This window comes from Paracoccus versutus (assembly GCF_029909795.1).
In the GTDB taxonomy this organism is placed as follows: domain Bacteria; phylum Pseudomonadota; class Alphaproteobacteria; order Rhodobacterales; family Rhodobacteraceae; genus Paracoccus; species Paracoccus versutus.
Map to the genome: position 1 here is coordinate 107,520 of NZ_CP038197.1, position 20,870 is coordinate 128,389.

Annotated in this window: 27 protein-coding genes and 3 pseudogenes; 15 read left to right on the forward strand and 15 right to left on the reverse strand. The window is 65.2% G+C overall.

Annotated features, from left to right (window positions below; translation table 11 throughout):
* The first annotated feature begins 3 nt into the window (after positions 1 to 3).
* The 10 genes and pseudogenes from E3U25_RS11530 (at position 4) to E3U25_RS11575 (ending at position 6,443) form a co-directional block, all read left to right on the forward strand.
* A complete protein-coding gene (locus tag E3U25_RS11530; RefSeq protein ID WP_116222544.1) occupies positions 4 to 1,209 on the forward strand; it encodes an FAD-dependent oxidoreductase in 1,206 nt (401 codons plus the stop codon).
* Positions 1,196 to 1,519, forward strand: coding sequence for a DUF3817 domain-containing protein (locus E3U25_RS11535; RefSeq protein WP_036757573.1), 324 nt, complete (start codon positions 1,196 to 1,198; stop codon positions 1,517 to 1,519). The genes E3U25_RS11530 and E3U25_RS11535 overlap by 14 nt, the downstream gene beginning before the upstream one ends.
* A complete protein-coding gene (locus tag E3U25_RS11540; protein ID WP_036757570.1) occupies positions 1,516 to 1,902 on the forward strand; it encodes a YbaN family protein in 387 nt (128 codons plus the stop codon). Before E3U25_RS11535 ends, E3U25_RS11540 begins: the two co-directional genes overlap by 4 nt.
* A gap of 151 nt (positions 1,903 to 2,053) precedes the next feature.
* A pseudogene (locus E3U25_RS11545) lies at positions 2,054 to 4,041 on the forward strand (conjugal transfer protein TraG).
* A 10-nt stretch (positions 4,042 to 4,051) separates the two neighbouring features.
* On the forward strand, positions 4,052 to 4,528 hold the full coding sequence (locus E3U25_RS11550) for a ribbon-helix-helix domain-containing protein (RefSeq protein ID WP_036757568.1): 477 nt from the start codon (positions 4,052 to 4,054) through the stop codon (positions 4,526 to 4,528).
* Positions 4,529 to 4,541: 13 nt separating this feature from the next.
* Positions 4,542 to 4,784 (forward strand): DUF4160 domain-containing protein, encoded by a 243-nt coding sequence (locus E3U25_RS11555; protein WP_181180967.1) that lies wholly within the window; start codon positions 4,542 to 4,544, stop codon positions 4,782 to 4,784.
* Positions 4,772 to 5,176 carry a DUF2442 domain-containing protein gene (locus E3U25_RS11560; RefSeq protein ID WP_036757567.1) on the forward strand — a complete coding sequence of 135 codons (405 nt, stop codon included), beginning with the start codon at positions 4,772 to 4,774 and terminating at the stop codon, positions 5,174 to 5,176. Before E3U25_RS11555 ends, E3U25_RS11560 begins: the two co-directional genes overlap by 13 nt.
* Before the next feature lie 14 nt (positions 5,177 to 5,190).
* Positions 5,191 to 5,820, forward strand: a complete 630-nt coding sequence (locus E3U25_RS11565) for an NAD(P)-dependent oxidoreductase (RefSeq protein WP_116222545.1) — start codon at positions 5,191 to 5,193, stop codon at positions 5,818 to 5,820.
* Positions 5,821 to 6,049: 229 nt separating this feature from the next.
* Positions 6,050 to 6,220: pseudogene (locus tag E3U25_RS11570) on the forward strand (P-type conjugative transfer ATPase TrbB); the annotation flags it as partial.
* Positions 6,221 to 6,278: 58 nt separating this feature from the next.
* Positions 6,279 to 6,443, forward strand: coding sequence for a hypothetical protein (locus E3U25_RS11575; protein WP_208861634.1), 165 nt, complete (start codon positions 6,279 to 6,281; stop codon positions 6,441 to 6,443).
* Between the two features lie 596 nt (positions 6,444 to 7,039).
* Here the strand turns inward: E3U25_RS11575 and E3U25_RS11580 are convergent.
* Positions 7,040 to 8,074, reverse strand: coding sequence for a hypothetical protein (locus E3U25_RS11580; protein ID WP_147304538.1), 1,035 nt, complete (start codon positions 8,072 to 8,074; stop codon positions 7,040 to 7,042).
* Between the two features lie 374 nt (positions 8,075 to 8,448).
* Here E3U25_RS11580 and E3U25_RS11585 point away from each other — a divergent pair, with 374 nt between their 5' ends.
* On the forward strand, positions 8,449 to 8,853 hold the full coding sequence (locus E3U25_RS11585) for a hypothetical protein (RefSeq protein WP_208861635.1): 405 nt from the start codon (positions 8,449 to 8,451) through the stop codon (positions 8,851 to 8,853).
* A gap of 163 nt (positions 8,854 to 9,016) precedes the next feature.
* Here E3U25_RS11585 and chrA read toward each other — a convergent pair whose 3' ends face one another.
* The 10 genes and pseudogenes from chrA to E3U25_RS11635 all read right to left on the reverse strand — a co-directional run bounded on the left by chrA (position 9,017) and on the right by E3U25_RS11635 (position 14,999).
* Positions 9,017 to 10,216, reverse strand: coding sequence for a chromate efflux transporter (gene chrA, locus E3U25_RS11590; protein ID WP_116222546.1), 1,200 nt, complete (start codon positions 10,214 to 10,216; stop codon positions 9,017 to 9,019).
* Positions 10,217 to 10,287: 71 nt separating this feature from the next.
* Positions 10,288 to 10,945 (reverse strand): annotated as a pseudogene (locus E3U25_RS11595) (IS5 family transposase); the annotation flags it as partial.
* 101 nt (positions 10,946 to 11,046) lie between these two features.
* A complete protein-coding gene (locus tag E3U25_RS11600; RefSeq protein WP_281029307.1) occupies positions 11,047 to 11,193 on the reverse strand; it encodes a hypothetical protein in 147 nt (48 codons plus the stop codon).
* A 315-nt stretch (positions 11,194 to 11,508) separates the two neighbouring features.
* The gene (locus tag E3U25_RS11605) at positions 11,509 to 11,631 is read right to left on the reverse strand and encodes a hypothetical protein (RefSeq protein WP_276315846.1); all 123 of its coding nucleotides are present in this window, start codon (positions 11,629 to 11,631) and stop codon (positions 11,509 to 11,511) included.
* A 100-nt stretch (positions 11,632 to 11,731) separates the two neighbouring features.
* Positions 11,732 to 12,220 carry a VOC family protein gene (locus E3U25_RS11610; RefSeq protein ID WP_116222547.1) on the reverse strand — a complete coding sequence of 163 codons (489 nt, stop codon included), beginning with the start codon at positions 12,218 to 12,220 and terminating at the stop codon, positions 11,732 to 11,734.
* A gap of 107 nt (positions 12,221 to 12,327) precedes the next feature.
* Positions 12,328 to 12,771 carry an SRPBCC family protein gene (locus tag E3U25_RS11615; RefSeq protein ID WP_116222548.1) on the reverse strand — a complete coding sequence of 148 codons (444 nt, stop codon included), beginning with the start codon at positions 12,769 to 12,771 and terminating at the stop codon, positions 12,328 to 12,330.
* Position 12,772: 1 nt separating this feature from the next.
* Complete coding sequence (locus E3U25_RS11620) at positions 12,773 to 13,408, reverse strand: TetR/AcrR family transcriptional regulator (protein ID WP_116222549.1); 636 nt, start codon at positions 13,406 to 13,408, stop codon at positions 12,773 to 12,775.
* Between the two features lie 206 nt (positions 13,409 to 13,614).
* Positions 13,615 to 13,839, reverse strand: a complete 225-nt coding sequence (locus tag E3U25_RS11625; RefSeq protein ID WP_147304539.1) for a hypothetical protein — start codon at positions 13,837 to 13,839, stop codon at positions 13,615 to 13,617.
* 14 nt (positions 13,840 to 13,853) lie between these two features.
* Entirely contained in the window at positions 13,854 to 14,048 is a 195-nt protein-coding gene (locus E3U25_RS11630; RefSeq protein ID WP_036757600.1) for a DUF1127 domain-containing protein, read from the reverse strand.
* A 252-nt stretch (positions 14,049 to 14,300) separates the two neighbouring features.
* Complete coding sequence (locus tag E3U25_RS11635; protein ID WP_116222550.1) at positions 14,301 to 14,999, reverse strand: ArsR/SmtB family transcription factor; 699 nt, start codon at positions 14,997 to 14,999, stop codon at positions 14,301 to 14,303.
* A gap of 120 nt (positions 15,000 to 15,119) precedes the next feature.
* On the opposite strand from E3U25_RS11635, the gene E3U25_RS11640 reads away from it, so the two are divergent.
* The 3 genes from E3U25_RS11640 to E3U25_RS11650 all read left to right on the forward strand — a co-directional run bounded on the left by E3U25_RS11640 (position 15,120) and on the right by E3U25_RS11650 (position 16,571).
* Positions 15,120 to 15,818 carry an MFS transporter gene (locus tag E3U25_RS11640; RefSeq protein WP_208861636.1) on the forward strand — a complete coding sequence of 233 codons (699 nt, stop codon included), beginning with the start codon at positions 15,120 to 15,122 and terminating at the stop codon, positions 15,816 to 15,818.
* Positions 15,809 to 16,132 carry a hypothetical protein gene (locus tag E3U25_RS11645; protein WP_208861637.1) on the forward strand — a complete coding sequence of 108 codons (324 nt, stop codon included), beginning with the start codon at positions 15,809 to 15,811 and terminating at the stop codon, positions 16,130 to 16,132. Before E3U25_RS11640 ends, E3U25_RS11645 begins: the two co-directional genes overlap by 10 nt.
* Positions 16,133 to 16,292: 160 nt before the next feature.
* Entirely contained in the window at positions 16,293 to 16,571 is a 279-nt protein-coding gene (locus E3U25_RS11650; RefSeq protein WP_116222551.1) for an SH3 domain-containing protein, read from the forward strand.
* A gap of 315 nt (positions 16,572 to 16,886) precedes the next feature.
* Here E3U25_RS11650 and E3U25_RS11655 read toward each other — a convergent pair whose 3' ends face one another.
* The gene (locus E3U25_RS11655) at positions 16,887 to 17,132 is read right to left on the reverse strand and encodes a DUF6985 domain-containing protein (RefSeq protein ID WP_420872916.1); all 246 of its coding nucleotides are present in this window, start codon (positions 17,130 to 17,132) and stop codon (positions 16,887 to 16,889) included.
* Between E3U25_RS11655 and E3U25_RS11660 the strand changes: the two genes are divergently transcribed.
* Positions 17,120 to 17,494, forward strand: a complete 375-nt coding sequence (locus E3U25_RS11660; RefSeq protein ID WP_166435576.1) for a TOBE domain-containing protein — start codon at positions 17,120 to 17,122, stop codon at positions 17,492 to 17,494. The genes E3U25_RS11655 and E3U25_RS11660 overlap by 13 nt on opposite strands.
* 141 nt (positions 17,495 to 17,635) lie before the next feature.
* Here the strand turns inward: E3U25_RS11660 and E3U25_RS11665 are convergent, their stop codons facing one another.
* From E3U25_RS11665 to E3U25_RS11675, 3 genes are read right to left on the reverse strand one after another with little or no spacing between them, the layout of a single operon-like run.
* Complete coding sequence (locus tag E3U25_RS11665; protein WP_116222554.1) at positions 17,636 to 19,018, reverse strand: tripartite tricarboxylate transporter permease; 1,383 nt, start codon at positions 19,016 to 19,018, stop codon at positions 17,636 to 17,638.
* A gap of 1 nt (position 19,019) precedes the next feature.
* Positions 19,020 to 19,478, reverse strand: coding sequence for a hypothetical protein (locus E3U25_RS11670; RefSeq protein WP_116222555.1), 459 nt, complete (start codon positions 19,476 to 19,478; stop codon positions 19,020 to 19,022).
* 57 nt (positions 19,479 to 19,535) lie between these two features.
* A complete protein-coding gene (locus tag E3U25_RS11675) occupies positions 19,536 to 20,840 on the reverse strand; it encodes a hydroxymethylglutaryl-CoA reductase, degradative (protein WP_276330426.1) in 1,305 nt (434 codons plus the stop codon).
* Positions 20,841 to 20,870 lie beyond the last annotated feature (30 nt).

Here is a 20,870-nt window from a genome sequence, read left to right on the forward strand (position 1 = left end):
TCGATGACTGAAACATGGCAGGATTGCGTGATCGCGGGCGGCGGGCCCGCGGGGATGATGGCGGGGCTTTTGCTGGCCCGCGCCGGGCTGCGCGTCACCGTGCTTGAACGGCACCCGGATTTCCTGCGCGACTTCCGCGGCGACACGATTCACCCCTCGACCCTGCAACTGATGGTGCAATTGGGTTGGCTGGACGAGTTTCTGGCCCTGCCGCATCAGAAGGCCGCCGACCTGCATGCCGAGATCGCCGGGCGGCAGGTCACCATCGCCGATTTCAGCCGCTTGCCGCTGGATTGCCGCTATATCGCCTTCATGCCGCAATGGGATTTCCTGAACTTTCTGGCCGCGAAGGCCGCCGGTCTGCGCGGTTTCACCCTGTTGATGGGCCATTGCGTCACCGGTCTGCTGCCGGGCGGCGGTGTCGCGTGGGAAAGCGATAGTGGCACGGGCGAAATCCGCGCGCCGTTGGTGATCGGCGCGGATGGGCGACATTCCGTGGTGCGTGCGCAGGCGGGGCTTGAGGTGATCGACTTCGGCTCGGCCGTGGACGTTCTGTGGCTGCGGCTGTCGCGCCTGCCCGACGATCCGGCCCCGGCGATGAGCTATGCCGGGCCGCAGCAGGGGCTGGTGCTGATCGACCGGGGCGATTTCTGGCAATGCGGCTATGTCATCCGCAAGGGCAGCTTCGACGACGTGAAGGCCGCTGGCCTGCCGGCCTTTCGTCAGGCGCTGGCTGCGCTGGCGCCTCTGCCCGCGGATCGGTTCGAGGAGATCGCCGATTGGGATCAGGTGCATCTGCTGTCGATCCGCATGGACCGCTTGCGGCGCTGGTGGGCGCCCGGCGTGCTGTGCATCGGTGATGCCGCCCATGCGATGTCGCCGGTCGGCGGCTTCGGCGTCAACCTTGCCATCCAGGATGCGGTGGCGGCGGCGAATATCCTCGCCCGCCCGCTGCGCGAGGGGCGGCTGCGCGATGCCGATCTGGCAAAGGTGCAGGCGCGGCGGATGTTCCCGACCCGCGCCACCCAAGGCTTGCAGCGGATGATGCGCCGCAAGCGCAACGCGAAGGGCAAGGCCGCGCCGCGCCCGCCGGGCTTCGTGCGCCTGATCGCCCGCTGGCCGGTGCTGTCGCGGCTGATGGGGCGGCTGATCGGTATGGGCTTCCGCCCCGAACGCATAAGGAAGGACCCGAGCCATGAGCCAGGCTGACGCCCGCCCCGTTTCTAACCGGCTCTTCGACCTCTTCCGGCTGGTCGCCGTAGTCGAGGGCGTGACGACGATCCTGCTGTTCCTAGTCGCGATGCCGGTGAAATACGCGCTGGACAATCCCGCGTGGGTGCAGGTGATGGGGCCGGTCCACGGCTATGCCTTCCTCGCCTATGTCGCGCTGATGATCGCCGCGCTGTGGGGGCGGGGGTGGAGCGTGACCGACTGGCTGCGCACCTTCGCCGCCTCGCTGTTCCCCTTCGGCACCTTCCTGAACGAGCCTTTCCTGAAGCGCCGACGGACCCGCGCATGACTCGTCCCGCGCGGCAATCGACTGCCCTGCGCTGGCTGTTCCTGGCGCTGGGGCTGTTCTTCACCGGGCTCGGCTTCGTGGGGGCCTTCCTGCCGGTGCTGCCGACGGTGCCCTTCCTGATCTTGGCAGCGGCCTGTTTCGCGCGATCCTCGCAGCGGCTGGAGAACTGGCTTCTGGCCCATCCGCGCTTTGGCCCGCTACTGCGCGACTGGCGCGAGCGCGGGGCGATCCCGATGCGGGCGAAATGGATGTCGCTGGGCGGCACCATGCTCGGATTCGGGCTCTTTCTTTGGGGCGGTCGTCCGGGCTGGCTGCTGATCGCACTCGTCGGCGGGCTGATGGGATTCGGGCTGGTCTATGTGTTCACAAGGCCGACGGCATGAAGGGCGAGCATTGCAGCCGGATGCCCGCTGCAACCCGTCCTTTTTGCCGCCGATAGTATCCGGCAGCCCTCCCGGGTGCGATTTCCGGTTGATATCCGTGGGGGCACCCATCCTCTGATCGGCTTCGTATCATTTGATGATCGGAGTCCCGATGCGCGGAGGACGAATCCTTTGGGGCCAAATCGCTGTCGTCTTCACCATCGTTCTGGTGATGACCTGGGCAGCGACGCAATGGGTTGCCTTCCGCCTCGGCTTTCAGCCGCAGCTTGGAGCGCCATGGTTCGAACTGGCGGGCCTGCCGATCTATCACCCGCCGGCCTTCTTCTGGTGGTGGTTTTCGTTCGACGCCTATGCGCCCGCGATCTTCGTGGAGGGTGGCATCATCGCCGTATCGGGTGGCTTCCTCGCAATCGTCGCCGCCATCTTCATGTCGATCATCCGGGCGCGGGAGGCCCGCAACGTCGTCACCTACGGATCAGCGCGATGGCGGAGGAAAAGGAAATCCGCAGCCCCGGCTTGCTCGGCCCCGATGGCGTGGTGCTCGGCCGTTACGACAGGGACTATCTGCGCCATGACGGTCCCGAGCATGTCCTATGCTTCGCCCCGACCCGCAGCGGCAAAGGCGTCGGGCTGGTGGTGCCGACGCTGCTGACATGGCCGGGAAGCTGCATCGTCCATGACATCAAGGGCGAGAACTGGACGCTGACAGCGGGCTTTCGCGCGAAGCATGGCCGAGTCCTGCTGTTCGATCCGACCAATGCCGGATCATCCGCCTACAACCCGCTGCTGGAGGTGAGACGGGGCGAGTGGGAGGTTCGGGACGTGCAGAACATTGCGGATATTCTGGTCGATCCCGAAGGCAGCCTCGACAAGCGCAACCATTGGGAAAAGACCAGCCATAGCCTGCTGGTCGGCGCGATCCTGCATGTTCTCTATGCGGAGAAGGACAAGGCCTTGGCGGGCGTCGCCAATTTCCTGTCCGACCCCCGCCGTCCGGTCGAGGCGACCTTGCGCGCCATGATGGATACGCCGCATCTTGGGCCGAGCGGCGTTCATCCCGTCATCGCGTCGTCGGCCCGCGAGCTGCTGAACAAAAGCGAGAACGAACGCAGCGGCGTGCTGTCCACCGCCATGTCCTTTCTCGGCCTCTACCGCGATCCCGTGGTGGCGCGGGTGACGGCACGATGCGACTGGCGCATTGCCGATCTGGTCGGCAGCCGCCAGCCTGTCACGCTCTATCTTGTCGTGCCGCCGTCCGACATCAACCGCACCAAGCCGCTCATCCGCCTGATCCTCAACCAGATCGGTAGGCGCTTAACCGAGGAATTGACCACCTCCGGCAAGCGCCATCGGCTGCTGTTGATGCTGGACGAGTTTCCGGCGCTCGGCCGGCTCGACTTCTTTGAATCGGCGCTCGCCTTCATGGCGGGGTATGGAATCAAAGGCTTCCTGATCGCGCAGAGCCTCAATCAGATCGAACGCGCCTACGGGCCGAACAACGCCATTCTCGACAATTGCCATGTGAGGGTGTCCTTTGCCACGAACGACGAAAGGACCGCGAAAAGGGTGAGCGACGCGCTCGGTACCGCGACCGAGCTGCGCGATTCCACCAACTATGCCGGGCACAGGCTGGCCCCGTGGCTCGGGCATCTCATGGTGTCGCGGCAGGAGACGGCCCGGCCGCTGCTCACGCCGGGCGAGATCATGCAGCTACCCCCCACCGATGAAATCGTGATGGTCGCGGGCACGCCGCCGATCCGTGCGACCAAGGCCCGCTATTTCGAGGATGCGCGATTTCAGGAACGCATCCTGACCCCGCCCGAATTGGTCGCCGCTCCGCTGGCGTCCAGCCCATCCGCCGATGATTGGTCCGGCCGCGTGGTCGCGGCGGAAAGCCGTTCCGCGACCGACGCCGCAGACGGAGCCGAGGGCGATCCGGCCAATGCCGGCATACGCCGCGAGCCGGAATTGCCCGAGCATGAGGAAATCGTCGCCCCGCCGCCATCGCCCGAACAGGAGTTCGAGTTTCTGGACGACGAGCCGGACGTTGACGCGGCCAAGGCCCGCACTATCCGACAGCGCATGAGGATGGTCGCACGGCAGGTGGCGATGAACCCGGATGACGGCATCGAGCTTTGAAGGACCGCCCATGACCACGCGCACCCGCATGAACGTCTATTTCGATCCTGAATTGTTGAAGCAGGTCGAAATGCTGGCGCTGCGCCGCAACGTGTCGAAATCCGCCATCGTCGAAGCCGCCGTCGCCTCCTTCCTTTCCGGTGACGCGGCGGATCGGCTGGAAGCGGCCATGTCGCGCCGCCTGGACAGGATCGGCCGTCAGATGGACATGCTCGACGAAGATCTCGCGGTGCTTGGCGAAACCGTCTCGCTGTTCGTCTATTTCTGGCTTGCCGCCACGCCTCCGCAGCCCGAAAGCGCCCAAGCCTCGGCCCGAGCCAAGGGGGCCGAGCGGTTCGAGGGATTCATGCAGACCCTCGGCAAGCGCCTGGCAACCGGCGACAGGTTCCTCAAGGAGCTGTCGCGCGATATGCCTGCATTCTCCACACAGGATGAGCCGTCGCGCGGAGCGAGCATCGACGACATCTTGAAAAACCCATCACGATAGGTTATCTGATCCCATGGTCACCATCCACCGCGCGCATGGGCTGCGCATCGTCATCTATACCGACGACCACGAGCCGGCGCATGTGCATGTGTTCGGCGACGGTCACGCCAAGATCAACCTGGCCGGACCCGAGGGCGGGCCGGAACTGGTCTGGGCGGAGGACATGAAGCGGAACGAGCTGCGGCGCGATGGCTGTCGTGACCGAACACAGGGACGCATTTCTGGCACGATGGAGAGAGATACATGGCTGACCTGACCGATGCCGCAATCGACGCCGCGCTGGAGCGGGGCCGCATGGCGCGCGCCAATGAGCCACGCGCCGCCGCCGCACGCTACGACCGGGCTTCAGGCCGGGTGATCGTCGATCTTGAGAACGGCTGCACCTTCGCCTTTCCGCCGCGTCTGGCGCAGGGGCTTGAGGGGGCAACGGACGACCAGCTTGCCGCTGTCGAAATCCTCGGTCGGGGCTATGGGCTGCATTGGGAGGAACTGGACGCCGATCTGTCCCTGCCGGGACTTATGGCGGGCATTTTCGGCACGAAGGCATGGATGGCCCGGCGTGCCGGACAGACCACCTCCGCCGCCAAGGCCGCCGCGGCCCGTGCGAACGGAGCCAAGGGCGGCCGTCCACGCAAGGCGATGCAGTAATAAGGATAATCCACATGCGGCTGTTCGTGCTCGGCGCGTCGGGAGGGGTCGGCTCCAGCCTGCTGGAACAGGCGGCGGCGCGCGGCCATCGCATCACGGCGCAGACCCGGACGGCGGGAAGGATCACCGAGACGGCGGCGGTGCGGGTGGCCATCGGCTCGCCGGTGAATCGGGCCTTTCTGGAGCGGCATATCGGCGGACAGGATGCCGTGGTTCAATGCCTCGGCATCGACGGCATCGGCCGGACCAGCCTGTTCTCCGACGCGACCGGGGCGCTGCTTCCGGTGATGAAGGCGGCCGGGGTGAACCGACTCGTCGCCGTCACGGGCGTTGGTGCTGGCGAGACGCACGGCCACGGTGGCTGGCTCTATAATCGCATCATCTTTCCGCTGTTTACCCGGAACCGCTATGCCGACAAGGACCGGCAGGAGGCCCTGATCGAGCAAAGCGATCTGGACTGGACGATCATCCGGCCAGCCCCGTTTGCGACGAAGGCCGTCCCGGGGTCATTGCAGGTTTACACGGAAATCCCGCCGGGATTACAGCTTAGTTCGATTACCCGCGCCGAAGTCGCCTCGTTCATTCTGGACAGTCTGGAGAAGGGCAGCTTCATCCGGCAAAAGCCGTTCGTCGGTCACGCCTGATCCGGGTCCGGGGGTGAACAAAGAGCCGGCGGGTCATTTGCGACCCGTCCCATTCACCGCCGATTACCGCCGATGCCCGCACGGGCACAGATACTTGTTGAAGCTGCTCATTTCCGGGCTTTCTTAATCGACCCCATCGCCGGGGTCGTCTGTCGCGTCCCCGCCGGAAGCCGGGGCCGACATGACCATCAACCACCACAGACAGGAAGCGATTCAGCGCGGCGCGCGCATGTTGCGCACCGCGCTCGGCCCCGCCATTGCCCGGCTGCTTGCAGACCCGGCCGTGGTCAAGGTGATGTTGAACCCGGACGGCCGCCTTTGGGTGGACCGGCTGTCCGAAGGGCTTTCCGACACGGGCGAACGGCTGTCCGCCACTGACGGCGAGCGCATCGTCCGGCTGGACGAAGCAAGGGGCAATCGAAGGGTTGCTGCCGCATGGGCCTCACAACGTCCGGGACGTGCTGGCCGCCCATATCCTCAAGCAGACCGGCTCGTACGAGCAGGCAAGCTATGCGATCCAGGACATCCCCGAGATGGTCGCTCAGCACTACGGCCGCTTCCTGCCCCAAGACAAGGCGGAGATCGCTGCGAGAATCCTCAATCAGGTCTGGGCGGCTGCATAGAGTGATGAAGGAACTAACTGATAGTTGGGTAACGAGAATGGCGGAGAGCGAGGACGATAAGGGTTACGAAGGAGGAGAGGGGGCTTCGAGCGCCCGGATCGCAGATATGAAGCCCGATGAGGGCGCCATCTCGCAGAATCCGGCAGTTGCCGGAACTCGGCCTGGAGAGGTCTTTGGAATGCTTGGGTTTGGGGGAAAGGCTCGAACTCTGGAAGAGATGGAGCTTGGGATTCTGACTGAAGCTAGACATCATAGGCGGTGAATGCCACAGGACAACCTTTGAGTTTGGGCCTCATGCCTTTAAATGGGTTGCGAAGATGAGGGCCTTGGATCCTATTTTAATAAACAGAGGCTTCAAGCGAGTGTTGGTCTCGGTGATCGCCTGCTTCCGCGACCACTGAAACCAACACACCCATAGCGTCCGCTGTGGGTGTGTTGGTTTTGCGTTGCAGCGGGCCGAAACAGGTTACCTGCAGCAGCTTCATTACGATTTATACGGTCTTGTGCTGCTTTTGTGTCATAGTGGTCCTCCTTCATGGTTAAAACTGTACTTCCAGGTGAGCTCCTTCAATGAGGATGGACCAGAGAGGCGCCCTTTAGGCCGGATCGTAGCGTGGATTGTCGAGGAAATAGTCCTGACGCCGTTCCACCAGTGCAGCGACGGCAGCAAGCAATGCGCTGTTTGATTTTGCGCCAGACTGTGCCGCGCGGCATAGCGGAAACCAGGTTCCGTGCGCGACGTCGAAGAGATTTTCATCATTGGGGCCCAGATATGCAGCCACAAGGCCGATGGGCTCCGGTGCGGTTGCCTGCATGCGGCCAAACGAGCGCTCCATGAGATCGGCGGGCAGCCAATCCGTCTCGATATCGGGAAGTTGCTCCGCCAGGCCGTCAGGCCCGATTATCCGCACAAGACCAGCCGGTCTCCAGGCTTCGCGTGGGCTTTGGTCGGAAACGATGAGGTGCGCGATTGCGACATAAGGAAACCCGAGCTTCTGAAGGGCGGTTGCCTGGGTAACCCCAAAATCATTCGGCGACTTGCCTTGTTTGGCGAAGCTTGCCCTGACGATCTTTATTTCGATGGCTATCGTTCTATCCAGAACAAGCTCGTTCCCCTCGTAGGGAACGATGAGGAGATCAATGTCGCCTGGGAATGTTGCGCCAGGAACTAATTCGGCAATCGGCACAGCCGGGCGAACGAGTACACCGCTGTCCTGCGGCATTCGATCAAAATAGCCGGGCTGTAGGCCCCAATATGATAGTCCAAATAGCTTACGCCGCGTAATAAATGAAATTGTCGCCGCCAGCTCATGGCGATGGCGAAGCATCTTCACTGGAATAGCGAACGCCGGCTCGCCGTCTTGCAGGGGCCGTGCCCGATTCGTTAAACGGTATCGCATCGGCGGTATGCTCAGGAAAGCCAACATTCTTGGCAGGTTTGCCGTACATTCGGAGGGTAGCACCAAAATGTGGAACCTTCCCGACCTTTTCTTCGTACCCTTTGATACAGGCGCCATCTTGCGCCGCGCGTCGCTGCCGGTTGGCGCCCAGCCTGAGCTCGAGGCGATCACGCTGGAAGAGGCCGAGACGGTGCGGAGGCCAACCCGGCGGGTGGGGCGGTTCCGCAGCATTCCTGCATCTCCTGTTGGCTTACCGGTTGATCGCCTGTTGGAGTGCCGCAATCCTAACAAGAATTTCACCGAACGATGGCGGAGCCTGATTGAACATCATCGGCGCCATCGCCCGATAGTCCGCGCGCAAGTCCTTGATCCGGGCGTCGTCCGGCATAAGCCGCAGCGTCCCCGGCCGAGCCGTGTCGTAGCTGGATCAGCCTGACCGAAAGAAGGTCGCCTTGTGCTTCGCCACCTGCGCCAACAGATCGAAGTTGCTGACAGCGGCCTGACCCTCCCCTGTGTCGAGGAGCATGGCCAGGTCGTAATAGTGCCGCGAGAAATACTGCGGCGTTGGCAACTGGGCCGGACGATGCGCTTCCGTGTGGAGGGCAGTGGCCTTCTATTATCATTTCCGCAGCAAGGACGATCTGATCGCCGCCTGGCTGGAGATGCGGGACCAGCCCAATCTGGCGGCTTTCCAGCATTGGTTCGCGAGGGCCAAGGGCGATCTGGCCGACAAGGTCCAGGTCATCTTCGACAATCTGGCCCGTTCCGCCCGCCGCCGCGCATGGAAGGGCTGCGGTTTCGGCCACATGCTCGGCCACGGCCTGCCACAGCGTTTCCTTGGTCGGAAAATGTCGAAACAGCGCAGCCTGCGTCTCACCCCAATTGCCGATGCGACCGCTCCTGTCGTCACCCGGTCCGGGCCGATCCCGTCGGCTAAATCCAGGACGGCAGCAACAATCTCGGCCTTGCGAAGCTCCGCTGACTTGCGCACGCGGCACCTCTTTATTTAGCGATCAATCACAAACATACTCAGGCGGACTCATGCGATGCGTCAATCATCGGGCATCTTCTTCTGCAAGAAAGAGGCCGGCCCGCCTCGGCCCTCGACGTGGCGAGTATTCAGCTTTGTTCGATCCATGCCCTCGGGCCTGACAGAATGAGCACGCCATCGCCTTACGTCGTCAGGCCAAGGGCAGCTCCACCCATGGCCGCCAGCAAAACCACAACCCACGGCGGAGCTTCCCAGGCCATCAGCGCCACGAAGCAGATCATGGCCAGTGCGAAGTCAGGCATGCCGCCGATCGCGCTTGTGAAGACAGGTGAATAAAGCGCAGCGCCGAGGATTCCGACGACGGCGGCATTGGCGCCCTGCATGGCCGACTGCGCCCATGTCGTACGGCGCAACTGATCCCAGAAAGGAAGTGCCCCGATCAGGATGAGGAAGCCCGGAAGGAAAAGTGCGGCAAGAGCGATTGCCGCGCCAGTGACGCCGTTCGGGGCCGGTCCCATGACCGCTCCGAGCCAGGCGGCAAAGGTGAAGAGCGGCCCCGGCACCGCCTGCGTGGCGCCATAGCCCGCGAGGAAGGCGTCATCCGACACCCACCCCGGCGTGACGGTTTCGGCCTGCAACAACGGCAGCACGACATGCCCGCCGCCAAACACCAGCGAGCCGGCGCGATAGAAGCTGTCGGCCAGCGCCCATCCCTGCGCCTGCCCGGCCAGGAGCGGGAGACCAAGCAGCAAGATGGCGAAGAGTAGAACGACCATGAGGCCGGCTGTCCGTGAAACCGGCACAGGCAGATGCCCGCCGGTCGCAACCTGCCCCTTGCTCAAGGCGAGCCCGGCGATCGCGCCAAGGAGAATGGCGGCCATCATACCCATGGCGCCCGGCGCCCAAGCGAGCAGAAGCACGGCTGCGACCGCGATCGTGGCGCGCTCTTTGTCGGGGCAGAGGTTTTTGGCCATGCCCCACACGGCCTGCGCGACGATGGCGACGGCGACGATCTTGAGGCCATGCAGGACGCCGAGCGCAAGCGGGCCTTCGAGGCGTGTTGCGGTCATGGCGAGGCCGAGAAGGATCAGGGCAGATGGCAAGGTGAAGGCGAGGAAAGCCGCAAAGGCGCCGCCCCAACCCGCCCGCGTCAGGCCAAGTGCAAAGCCAACCTGGCTGGAGGCGGGACCCGGCAGGAACTGGCATAGTGCCACCAGATCGGCATAGGCGCTTTCGCTCAGCCATTTTCGCCGTGTCACCAGTTCGTCGCGAAAATAGCCCAGATGCGCGATCGGGCCGCCGAAGGAGGTGAGCCCCAGCTTCAGGAAGACGCGGAACACTTCGGAGACGCTTGCCTGCGATTGCCGGGGGCTGTGGTTCATTCGGAAGGCCTCGTTGGTTGACCATTTTTGCGAGCGATGATGCATGATCGGCACGGTGGGCGTATTCAGGTGATCGTTATCCGGTTGCGCCGCCGATAGCGACGCCTGTCGTAGCGGATCGTCTTGCCGCGCGACTTCCGGCCGGGAATGCAGGGCTTTATCCCTTTGTCTTGCAATGCATCCCTGAACCGGCCGGCGTCATGGCCGCGGTCGGCGATCAGCCATTTGGCGGCGGGCAAGCGGTCCAGGAGCGCCGCTGCACCGGTGTAGTTGCCGACTTGGCCAGCAGTCATGAAGAAGCCGGGGGGGCGATCTTTTGCGTCCGCGACGGCGTGCAGCGTCGTGTTCAGCCCGCCTTTAGTCCGCCCGACCAGACGCCCGCGTTGATCGTCGAGCCCCCTTTTTCCGACCGCAGGCTCGAAGCCGTGCGATGCGCCTTCAGGCAGGTCGCGTCCATCATCACGACCTTCTCCTCGCCCCCTCGGAGGCTGATCCCTCCGTCATCCGGCCGAACACCCCCCTGTCGCCCCACCGTTTCCAGCGGTTGTAGAGCGTCTTGGGCGGGCCATGCTCCCGTGGAGCATCACGCCGCCGCAACCCATTGCGATTGATGAAGATTATCCCGCTCAGCACCCGCCGATCATCAACCCGCGGCTTGCCATGGCTCTTCGGAAAAAACGGCCGGGGCCGCTTCATCTGCTCGTCGGTCAGCCGGAAAAGGTTGCTCATCAGCACCCCGTCAGCTCGGGTGCTTGAATCATCCAGGCCCGGCGGCATCAAGAAGATCAATGGGGCCTGACCCTATGAGCGGGCGATGGTCCTATCTGGCCCTAGGCCCGCAATTCGCGAGCGGCCTGCAGCCGATCGCCATCGTGGTGGCGATGCCATTGTTGCTGATCGGCGTCATCCTGGGACTGATGATCGGATGCATCATGCTGATGGGGCTGGTGACCAAGAAAGGCATCCTGCTGGGCCATTTCGCCAATCAGGAGCTAGCACGGGCTGGAACGGATCGCTGCGCTGGTCAGCGCCGGCGTGGCGCGGTTCCGGCCGATCATCATGACGGCGCTCGCAATGATCTTCGGGATGATTCCCCCTGGGCATCGCCATTACGGGCGGCGGCGCACAGTGTGCACCGATGGGCCCATGTAGTGATCGGCGGGCTCATCAGTTCCACCACCCTGGCGCTGGTCGTGATGCCGGTGATCCTGTCCTATCGACAGCGTCCCGGTTCATCCGGCCTTGCCCGTCGAAAGCGCTTGATGATCACGAGCATGAGCAGGGTGGGATGTTCACCCGCGCCGCAAACCGTCCCGCCCTTGCGCATCGGGACAGCCCAGAACCCGACCGCCCATGTCCATGCCCAGGGCCGAACTCGACCCGGCCTTGCCGTCCTCGCCGGTCCAGATCGCCATCCTCAGGGCCTGCGGGCTGGCGTGCCGAAGCCGGCAGGGTTCGGTTTCGTGCCGCGGCAGGACAGCGATGCACGGTCGTTCGTCGCCGTCCCTTGCCCTGCTATTCCGTCCCGGCAGACGCGGCCGCCTCGATCCGGGCGATGTCGATTCTCCGCATCGTCATCATCGCCTCCATCGCGCGCTTGGCCTTGGCGCGGTCGGGATCGGTCGTCAGCTCCATCAGCCGCTTCGGGGTGATCTGCCAGGAGTGACCCCAGCGGTCCTTGCACCAGCCGCAATCGCTCTCCTGGCCGCCGTTTCCGACGATCGCGTTCCAGTAGCGATCGGTCTCTTCCTGGTCTTCGGTCAGAACCATGAAGCTGACCGCCTCGTTCGGCGTGAAGGCAGGACCGCCGTTGAGGCCGATGAACCTTCGGTTGAGGACGGTGAACTCGACGGTCAGCTCGTTGCCCGCCTGGCCGCCGGGATAGTCGGAGGGAGAGGCGTTCACCCGGTCGACATGGCTCTCGGGAAAGGTGGCGGCATAGAATGCGGCCGCCTTTCCGGCTTCGCCATGGTCGAACCACAGGCATGTCACGAGATCGGTCATCTCTGGTCTCCTTTGGTCTAGGGGTGTCGCGCAGGATCGAACGGGGTTTTCGTTTCCGGCGCCGCACGGTTTGCGCATGACGCTTTGCCGACGGCGATCCGTCGTCGCTATTGGTCGATTTCGGGCTGAACCAGGCTCGCAAGCTTGCGCAGGCTCTGCTGCCAGCCAAGGTAACAGGCCTCGGCCGGGATCAGGTCCGGCACCCCGGCCTGCTCGACGATCATCTTGGTGCCCACCGACACGGGCTTCAGCGTGACGGTGACCCGCATCTCGCCCGGCAGGTTCGCATCGTCGAACCTGTCCGTGTAGACCAGCCGCTCGCCGGGAACGAGCTCGACATATTCGCCGCCGAAGGAATGGCTGTCCCCGGTGGTGAAGTTCCGAAAGGACATCCTGTGCTTGCCGCCGACCCTGGCATCCAGCTCATGCACGGTGCAGAGGAAGCCGAAGGGCGGAAGCCAGCTGGCAATGGCATCCGGTTCGATGAAGGCCCGATAAACCTTTTCGGGCTTCGCCGCGATGACGCGGTGCAGGTTGATGGTGCTGGGCATGTCAGTCTCCTTTCGGGTTCGGGGTGTCGCCGCCTGCGCAGAACAGCAGCGTCAGGTAGCGGGTCAGATGGTCCATGCTGTCGGCGGCGACCTGTGGCCCGCCCTTCGCCTTGGCGAGGATGAAGGCGCCTTGCAGGACCGCCTGGATGTGGAGGGCGAGCGATTCGGGCGTCCAATCGGGCGACATGGCCCGGTCACGCATCGCCGCCTCGATATCGGCCTCGAGTGTCCTGGCATGGGTGCTGATGCTGCGGTCGCAGGCGTCGCGAATGGCTGGAGCCGTCTCATAGGTTTCCTGCACCATGGTGCCGACGAGGCAGGTGAAATCGGGCACGCCGCCTTGCAGCAAGGCCTTGCGGAAGGCGAGATAGCCGAGCACGCGGTCGAGCGGATCGGCATGGTCGTGATAGGGCGCAGCGGCGAACAGGGCGCCTGTCACCTCGGACCAATGCCCGGCAGCTGCGACGCCCAATTCGTCCTTGTTCCTGAAATGATGGAAGAAGGCGCCCTTGGTCACACCGGCGGCGGCGCAGAGCTCGTCGACCGTCGTGGCGGAATAGCCCTTGGCGCGGATCATCGACAGGGCGGCATCGAGCAGCTTGGAACGGGCATTGGGTTTCGCGGTCGGGGCGGGCATGTCACTCTCCTTGAGGATTAAAGATACCGACTGGTTGGTATGTAATCAAGGGTGAAGTGACGACGTGATGATGGAGAGACACCATGATGCGTTCACGAGCCGACTGATCAGGCGCATCACCTTCTCTCGGCCAGCATTCCAGAAAGGGGTTGCTTGGACTCGCTGCAGCGAGATCCTTGCCGAAACAGTGGCAATGCGGACTGGGGTTATCGCCGCAAGGACAGGGTGCCGCCGCCCACAATCAGCAACATCCCGAGGATCGAAATCGCATCCGCACCTCCGAAAAGAGCGGTGAACCCTGCATAGGCGAAGTCGAAGGCTCCGATCATCGCTGATGCGGCGATGGCGATGACAATGAGCGGGCCCAGCTTCGGATTTCCATCACCCGCGCATGAAAAAACCCCGCAGCCACCGCCGCGGGGTCGGTTCATCGATGGGGATGGCTTCAGAGGCCGCGGGCGACGCGCTCGATATCGCCGCGGGTCAGGCCGATGTCGGTCAATTCGCGATCCGTCAGCCGGTTCAGTTCGCTGCGGGTGATGCGGGCGTCGTTCCATGCGGCGACCATCGCGGTCACGCGGGCAAAGACCTGGCCCAGGCCACGGGCAGCATGGCTATGGCTCATTTCGACAGCGGACATCTCGGCACCTTTTTCATCTTGCCCATTTGGCGGGCATGTTTCGGACAAGGCGGATATAGGCCGGGCACCGGATGGGAAGTAGCCGTGATCCCGGCAAACCGGCCATGCATTCCGCGCTGCAGCATGGGCGGCCAGTCGGACGGATAGGAGCGCATCCCGACCCATTCCGCCCACTCGCGAGCAGCCCCTTGCCGCGGTGCGGCCCCCCGCCGCGGCCATGCGGATATGCCGGAGGCGAGCGGCCAGCCCTGATCAGCCGGCAGCGTCCGTGACCCCGAACGCCTGCCGAAAGCCGATCCTGCCCGCCGGGGTGATCTCCAGCGCCCGCGTTCCGATGCGGCGCCGCACCCAGCCCCGATCCAGGGCATGGGTGCAGATGGCGGCGCCCAGAGCCCCGGCCAGATGCGGGCGGCGCTCGCTCCAGTCCAGGCAGGGACGGCAGAGCGGGCGGCGGCCGTGCATGTCGCGATCCGCCGCCAGAATGCCGAGGGCCTGCATCCTGGCCCGGCCGGCCTCGGTGAGGGCTGCAGCATCGCCGGCGATCTCGACCGCGCCGCTGGCCTGCAGCGCATCGGCGATGCCGACGCCCAATCGACCGGCCAGGTGGTCGTAGCAGGCGCGGGCATGGCGCAGCGCCGCGTCCTTCGGGCCGGTGCGGGGCGCGGACAGCGCGAGACCGCCGGCGATCTGCATCACGCTTTCGATCATCCGCGCGACCTTGGGGCTGGCGAGGCGGTGATAGCGGTGGCGGCCCTGCTTTTCGGCGGCGACCAGCCCCACGGCCGCCAGTCGCGCGAGATGGCCGCTGGCGGTCTGCGACGTGATCGCGGCGACCTCGGCCAATTCGGTCGCGGTCAGCGCCCGGCCATCCATCAGCGCCCCCAGCATGGCGGCGCGGGCGGGCTCGCCCACGGCGGCGGCGACCTCGGCGATGCGGTTCGATGTGGCCATGGCGATCCCTCCGGCTGGCCTGCATCCTAGCGCAGGGATGCGGCGAATGCTTCGGCCTTTACCGAAGCATCGCCGGCGGGTTCGCGGCCATAAGCGGCAGGACATCATCGAGAGCGTCCCATGAGCCTGCCTGCATCCCCCGCCCCACCTTTCTTCGGCTGGCATGTCGTCGCCGCAACCTTCCTGCTGGCCGCTTTCGGCTGGGGCACCGGCTTCTACGGCCCGCCTGTGTTCCTCTATGCCGTCGTGGCGCGGACCGGCTGGCCGGTGCCGATGGTCTCGGCGGCGGTGACGGTGCATTTCCTGACGGGGGCGGTCGTCGTCGCCAATCTGCCGCAGCTGTATCGGCGCTTCGGTGTGCCGGTGGTGACAGTGCTGGGCGCCGTGCTGCTGGCGCTTGGCATCGCAGGCTGGGCGCTGGCGGCCGAATTCTGGCAGCTGTTCGCGGCGGCGCTGGCCAGCGGCGCCGGCTGGGTCGCGATGGGGGCCGCCGCCGTGAATGCGCTAATCGCGCCCTGGTTCATCCTGCACCGACCCGCCGCGCTCGGCATGGCCCATAACGGCGCCAGCCTGGGCGGGGTGATCTTCTCGCCGCCGTGGATCGCGCTGATCGCGGGCATCGGCTTTCTGCCGGCGGCCCTGGCCGTCGGTGGCGTCATGGTGGCCGTGGTCGCGACCCTGCCGGTGCTGGTGTTCCGGCACACGCCCGAAAGCATGGGGCAAAGCCCGGACGGCGTGGAGGGGGGCGATCCCCGGCCACGAGCGCCGCAAGGCAGCAGGGGTTCACCCCGGTCGAGGCGGCCCGCGTCGTGCCGCTGATCGTCGCCATGGGCCAGGCCGGCTATGCCTTTGCGCCGGCGGCGTTCGGCCTGCTGCGCGGGGGTGGCATGATCGGCGGATCCGGTTCCGCGCTGCTGTTCGCCTGCGCTGCGGCGATACAACTGGCCGCGATCGGCTGCTTTCTGGCGGGGCGGGGGGGGAAGGCCGTGCCGCCGGGAGCAGGGGTGACGAGGATCGAGGTCGGGTCCGATGCTCCGCGCAGGACTTCCATGCGCAGTCATCGCACGCGGCCCATAGCGGCCGGTCTGGCTCATCCCATGCTGCGTGGCTGCATTCTCCGAAGCTGCCGCTGACTGGCGCCGCGGCGAAATCCTGGCCAAAATCACCGCTCTATGGGACGGAACGGGCCTTCGATGGCAGGTCTTGTGCAACCCCTTATCCGCGTCCGGCACCTGCCTGCTGTCATTTCGCGCGATGGTGTCGTAGTGATGGCAAAACGATTCAGGTCAGATCATGCGCACTCATTTTGCCGCTCTTCTCGCTCTCGCTATCGCTACCGGCTGCGCGGTCGGTTCTGGTGCAGTGGTCAAGGGCGTCGGGCCGGACGATCTCCTGAAGCTGCGCGAAGGCCCTGGCCTCAACCACAACATCATCATCGGCCTGCCCGACGGAACGCGCCTTACCCGCCAGAACTGCGTCACGAATAACGGCAAGGTCTGGTGCAGAGTCTCGCTCACCGACAGGCCCGGTATCTCGGGTTACGTTTCAGCGGATTATCTGGCGCATCGCTGACAGCAATATTTCGCCCCGACGCTGCCGGTCGGCCTCGATGAATGCTGCACGCAAGGTTCCCGAAACCGCCACCCAGACGAGAGTACGGCGTTGTCCGCACATTAGGGTAAAGATGCGGGATAACCTGTCACCGACGGCATGTCGGATGGTTGTGCAAAGCTGAGACCTCCACTAGGCGACGTCCTGCCATGCAATGCCGGCGGACTGGTATAGCAGGATAGGGTCAAACATATAGGCAGACCTGCTGCGGATGATCGAGAATGGCAGCAGACGGCACGCGATTTCCCCAAGGTCTAGGGAGATACCTTAGCCAATTCACCCTGCGTTGGTGGTCCTCGTGGTGTGGTTCGGATTCGTTGCCACGTAAACGACGTCGCGAAGGCCATCGTCCGCATAGGCGTTCGCATTGGTGACATGGCCGTCATAGCCACCGACCTTGGTCAGCGTCCGGCCGTCGCGCCAGACCAGCAACAGGCCATGCTCTTCTTCCCAGGCGCAATTCGCTTCGACCATGACATACCAGCTGCTGTCGTCGCCCCGAGATGAACATGCTGGATGCAGAGCTGTCCGGCGACGGCCTTGGCTTCGGCGCCAATGCGGGCCGGGTGACGCTGGTCCCGGATGCGCTGCCGCCGGGGCTGCGCCAGGCGTCCTCGCCGCGCGTTGCCGTCGGTATCCGCCCGCAGGATCTGGCGCCGCTCGATGCGGGGACGACCGGCGCGGCGCTGGTGCTGCACGGCACGGTCCGCGTGGCCGAGCCGCATGGGTCCGAGACCTTCGTGCATCTCGACCTGCCCTCGGGCAGCGTGATCGCGCGGGCCCCGGCGGCGGCGAGCTATCGGCCGGGCGACGCGGCCAGCTTCAAGGCGGATCGGGACAGTATCCGCTATTTCGACCGCGAGACCGAAAAGCTGGTCGCCTGAGGCCCGGCTTTCGGTTTGATAGCCATCAGGCGGTGATGATCGCCCGGTGGTGCCGAAGGCCCGGCGCATCGAAGGCATGCCCGAGCATTTGCTTGCCGCGACGTGGTGATGCCGCCCCGTGATGGCGGGGCGGCGCGGTGCTTATCCAAGCAGCTTGAGGATCGCCGGCACGCTGAGAACGGCGGCGTAGTAGCCCATGAACTGCACCCCGGTATTCATCCCCAGCACGCGATAGAGCAGCCCGCCGACCAGGCCCACCGTCAGGATGACCAGCAGCGCGATCACGCCGCCCTCCCATAGGCCGATCACCAGGATAAGCCCGACGAAGGTGGCGATGATGGCTTCGTGGCTGATGCGCTTGGCGACGAAGGCGGCGGCGCTGCGGGCATGGTTCATGGCGAAGGGATAGGCGATCAGGGTCGCGATCACCACCGAGACCAGGCCCCAGATCAGGAACTCCGACACCGACATCAGCGTATGCAGGTTGTTGACCGCGCCCGTCTCGGAATTGACGGTGAAGCGCGGCGGCGCGTTGAACAGCGGCGCGGCAGGGCCGGCAGCCACCGGGCTGAGCGGCAGGCCGAATGCGATCAGCGGGATGAGCGCCTCGGCGATATAGGTCGATTCCGTCACGCCGTTGCGCACCGCCAGAACCGAGGTCAGCCGGTGATAGGCGTGCTTGATGCGCGCGCCGACGATTTCTCCGGCGATGACGGTCATCGCCACCGGGCTGAAGACGAAGGTTCCGCTGGTGATCGCGGCGGCGGTCGCCGTCGCCCGCACCTGGCTGCGATCCAGGACGCGGAACGGGTTCGGGAAGTATCCGCCCCAGCCCTTCACGTCGGGGGCCAGCGTCGTTTCGCGCGGCTCGCTGCGGTTCATGCGCTTGCGCTCCAGCGGCGAGGCCGCGGAGATGAGTTCCGCGACAAGCGGGCCGATCGCGATGCCCAGGAAATAGCTGACACCCAGCTTGACCTCGTGCGCGCCGGTGAAGCTTTGCAGCGCGACGATGAGCAGGGTGAACGGGACAAGCGCGATGACCGAAGCCCAGCGGCCGGCCGAGAAATAGGCGATCAGCACCGAGGCCGCGATGAAGAGCCACGGGGCCGAGGCGGTGATATAGGTGCCGAAGGGGGCCAGGATGACCGCGAAGAGCACGGCAAGCGGCACGGCGATGAAGGCCGAGATGACCGAGCCGGCCAGCATCTTGCGCAAGGCGATATGCGGGGCGCCCAGGTTGCGCAGGGCCGAGGCCTGCTGCAACAGGGGCAGCGCCATCGTGTCGCCGGGAATACCAAGCAGCGCGGTCGGGACCGCATGGGTCATGTGCTTCGAGATGGCGGCGCACATCCAGAAGGTGAACACCCCCGCCGGCGGCGCGCCCAGCAGAACGACCAGCAAGGTCACGGGCGCGATGGTGGTGGTCTCGTCCGTCCCCGAGATCAGGCCGATGGCCGAGAACAGCACCGCGCCAAGCAGCCCCAGTCCCAGGGCGACCAGGATATCGTAAAGCAAGGGGTCCATCTCAGCCGGCCTCCCGGTTGCGCGCGCGGTCTTGCTCATAGTCCTGGAAGACGGAATAAAGCCCGACCTCCCGCATTTCCTGCGCGACGGCGGGCGGCAGATCCTCGACGCTGCCGATGGCACCGCCCTCGATCGCGATCTGGTCGAGGACTTCGGTCTGCCAGATGGCGCCCGGCGCGATCTGTTCGACCACCCGGCGCTTGGGCTGGAAAAGGCGGGCGCAGATCGCCCCGCCCAGGATGCAGCCGATGATCCCTGCCAGCATGGCAAGCGCCTTGCCGATGGCCGGCGTGCTGGCCAGGGGCGTGATGGTGGCCAGGGCTACGGCATAGACGGCCAGGCTGACGACCGCGCCGATCAGAATGGCATTGCCAAGCTGGGGCCGCGAAACGACATCGCCCCAGATCTCGGCAAGCTGCCCGTCCGGCCCCGAAGCGGGCGCCGGGGTTGGATTGTTCATGATGTCCTCCCAGATACGAACCCCCGGCGAGGTGTCATCCCCGCCGGTGTTGGATGTTCAGCCCTTGCGGATCTCCGCCAGGATTTCCTCGGCGCGCGCCGCGCGCACATCGTGGTCGGCCGCCAGGCGACGGGCGACGATGTCGATCTCCTCGCCGGTCGCGCCGGCGCCGATGGCGATATTGCGCGCATGCAGCGCCATGTGGCCGCGCTGGATGCCCTCGGTCGCCAGCGCCCGCAAAGCCGCCATGTTCTGTGCCAGCCCCACGGCGACCGTCACCTCGGCCAGTTCGACGGCCGAGCCGACGTTCAGGATCTTCAGCGCCGCCTGCGCAGAGGGATGGGTCTTGGTCGCCCCCCCGACCAGGCCAAGCGCCATCGGCATCTCGATGGTCCCGACCAGGGTTCCCCTGGTGCTGATTTCCCAGGTCGTCAGCGAGGTATAACGCCCCCCGCGCGCGGCATAGGCATGTGCCCCGGCCTCGATGGCGCGCCAGTCGTTCCCGGTGGCCACGACCACGGGGTCGATGCCGTTCATGATGCCCTTGTTGTGGGTGGCGGCGCGATAGGGATCGACGGCGGCGAATTCATAGGCATCGACGATGCCTTCCATCATGCGGTGTCCCGAGAAATCCTTGGTGGCAAGCGCCTCTTCGGTCACTTCAAGCCGGGCGCGGGCGATGCGCAGGTCGGCGAGGTTCGACAGGATGCGCAGCCGCACCTCGCTGCCGGCGACCCGCTCGACGATCGGCGCGATGGCCTCGGCCATGGTGTTGACGGTGTTGGCCCCCATGGCGTCGCGCACGTCGACCAGAAGGTGCAGGACCACCATCGCCCCGCGTGAGGTCTTGGGGAAGACATGCACCTCGATGTCGCGGCAACCGCCGCCGAACTTGACCAGGACGGGGTCTTTCGCGTTCGCGGCCGCGATGATCTCGTCGCGCGCGGCAAGGATCGCCAGCCGTGCGCCGAAGGGATCGGTCGTGCCGACCAGTTGCACCTGCGCCCGCATCACCGGGGCCGTGGACGAGGTCTGGAACCCGCCGCAATCGCGCACGATCCGCGCCATGTAGGAGGCGGCCGCGACGACCGAAGGCTCTTCGACCGCCATCGGGACCAGGTATTCGCGGCCGTTGACCAGGAAGTTCGTGGCAACGCCCAGGGGCAGTTGGAACGTGCCGATCACGTTCTCGATCATGCCGTTGGCACGCTCGACCGGCAGGGCGTCGGCCGAGGCCAGGACCGCGCGCGCCTGCTCGTCCAGCCCACTCGCGGCCGCCACCTTCTCCAGCCGCTCGGCGGGCAAGAGATTGCGCATGTTTTCAATCCGCGACGTTGCGGTTTGTTTCGTTCCGGTCGTCAAGGGATCCTCCCAAATTCACGGCAGATTGCG

What these genes read in the sequence shown, in the direction of transcription:
- E3U25_RS11530 (WP_116222544.1), top strand. Translation starts at nt 4, where the DNA reads ATGACTGAAACATGGCAGGATTGCGTGATCGCGGGCGGCGGGCCCGCG.
- E3U25_RS11535 (WP_036757573.1), top strand. Translation starts at nt 1,196, where the DNA reads ATGAGCCAGGCTGACGCCCGCCCCGTTTCTAACCGGCTCTTCGACCTC.
- E3U25_RS11540 (WP_036757570.1), top strand. Translation starts at nt 1,516, where the DNA reads ATGACTCGTCCCGCGCGGCAATCGACTGCCCTGCGCTGGCTGTTCCTG.
- E3U25_RS11550 (WP_036757568.1), top strand. Translation starts at nt 4,052, where the DNA reads ATGACCACGCGCACCCGCATGAACGTCTATTTCGATCCTGAATTGTTG.
- E3U25_RS11555 (WP_181180967.1), top strand. Translation starts at nt 4,542, where the DNA reads ATGGTCACCATCCACCGCGCGCATGGGCTGCGCATCGTCATCTATACC.
- E3U25_RS11560 (WP_036757567.1), top strand. Translation starts at nt 4,772, where the DNA reads ATGGCTGACCTGACCGATGCCGCAATCGACGCCGCGCTGGAGCGGGGC.
- E3U25_RS11565 (WP_116222545.1), top strand. Translation starts at nt 5,191, where the DNA reads ATGCGGCTGTTCGTGCTCGGCGCGTCGGGAGGGGTCGGCTCCAGCCTG.
- E3U25_RS11580 (WP_147304538.1), bottom strand. Translation starts at nt 8,074, where the DNA reads ATGCTGCGGAACCGCCCCACCCGCCGGGTTGGCCTCCGCACCGTCTCG.
- chrA (WP_116222546.1), bottom strand. Translation starts at nt 10,216, where the DNA reads ATGAACCACAGCCCCCGGCAATCGCAGGCAAGCGTCTCCGAAGTGTTC.
- E3U25_RS11600 (WP_281029307.1), bottom strand. Translation starts at nt 11,193, where the DNA reads ATGGCCCAGCAGGATGCCTTTCTTGGTCACCAGCCCCATCAGCATGAT.
- E3U25_RS11605 (WP_276315846.1), bottom strand. Translation starts at nt 11,631, where the DNA reads ATGGCGATCTGGACCGGCGAGGACGGCAAGGCCGGGTCGAGTTCGGCC.
- E3U25_RS11610 (WP_116222547.1), bottom strand. Translation starts at nt 12,220, where the DNA reads ATGACCGATCTCGTGACATGCCTGTGGTTCGACCATGGCGAAGCCGGA.
- E3U25_RS11615 (WP_116222548.1), bottom strand. Translation starts at nt 12,771, where the DNA reads ATGCCCAGCACCATCAACCTGCACCGCGTCATCGCGGCGAAGCCCGAA.
- E3U25_RS11620 (WP_116222549.1), bottom strand. Translation starts at nt 13,408, where the DNA reads ATGCCCGCCCCGACCGCGAAACCCAATGCCCGTTCCAAGCTGCTCGAT.
- E3U25_RS11625 (WP_147304539.1), bottom strand. Translation starts at nt 13,839, where the DNA reads ATGAACCGACCCCGCGGCGGTGGCTGCGGGGTTTTTTCATGCGCGGGT.
- E3U25_RS11630 (WP_036757600.1), bottom strand. Translation starts at nt 14,048, where the DNA reads ATGTCCGCTGTCGAAATGAGCCATAGCCATGCTGCCCGTGGCCTGGGC.
- E3U25_RS11635 (WP_116222550.1), bottom strand. Translation starts at nt 14,999, where the DNA reads ATGGCCACATCGAACCGCATCGCCGAGGTCGCCGCCGCCGTGGGCGAG.
- E3U25_RS11640 (WP_208861636.1), top strand. Translation starts at nt 15,120, where the DNA reads ATGAGCCTGCCTGCATCCCCCGCCCCACCTTTCTTCGGCTGGCATGTC.
- E3U25_RS11650 (WP_116222551.1), top strand. Translation starts at nt 16,293, where the DNA reads ATGCGCACTCATTTTGCCGCTCTTCTCGCTCTCGCTATCGCTACCGGC.
- E3U25_RS11660 (WP_166435576.1), top strand. Translation starts at nt 17,120, where the DNA reads ATGCTGGATGCAGAGCTGTCCGGCGACGGCCTTGGCTTCGGCGCCAAT.
- E3U25_RS11665 (WP_116222554.1), bottom strand. Translation starts at nt 19,018, where the DNA reads ATGGACCCCTTGCTTTACGATATCCTGGTCGCCCTGGGACTGGGGCTG.
- E3U25_RS11670 (WP_116222555.1), bottom strand. Translation starts at nt 19,478, where the DNA reads ATGAACAATCCAACCCCGGCGCCCGCTTCGGGGCCGGACGGGCAGCTT.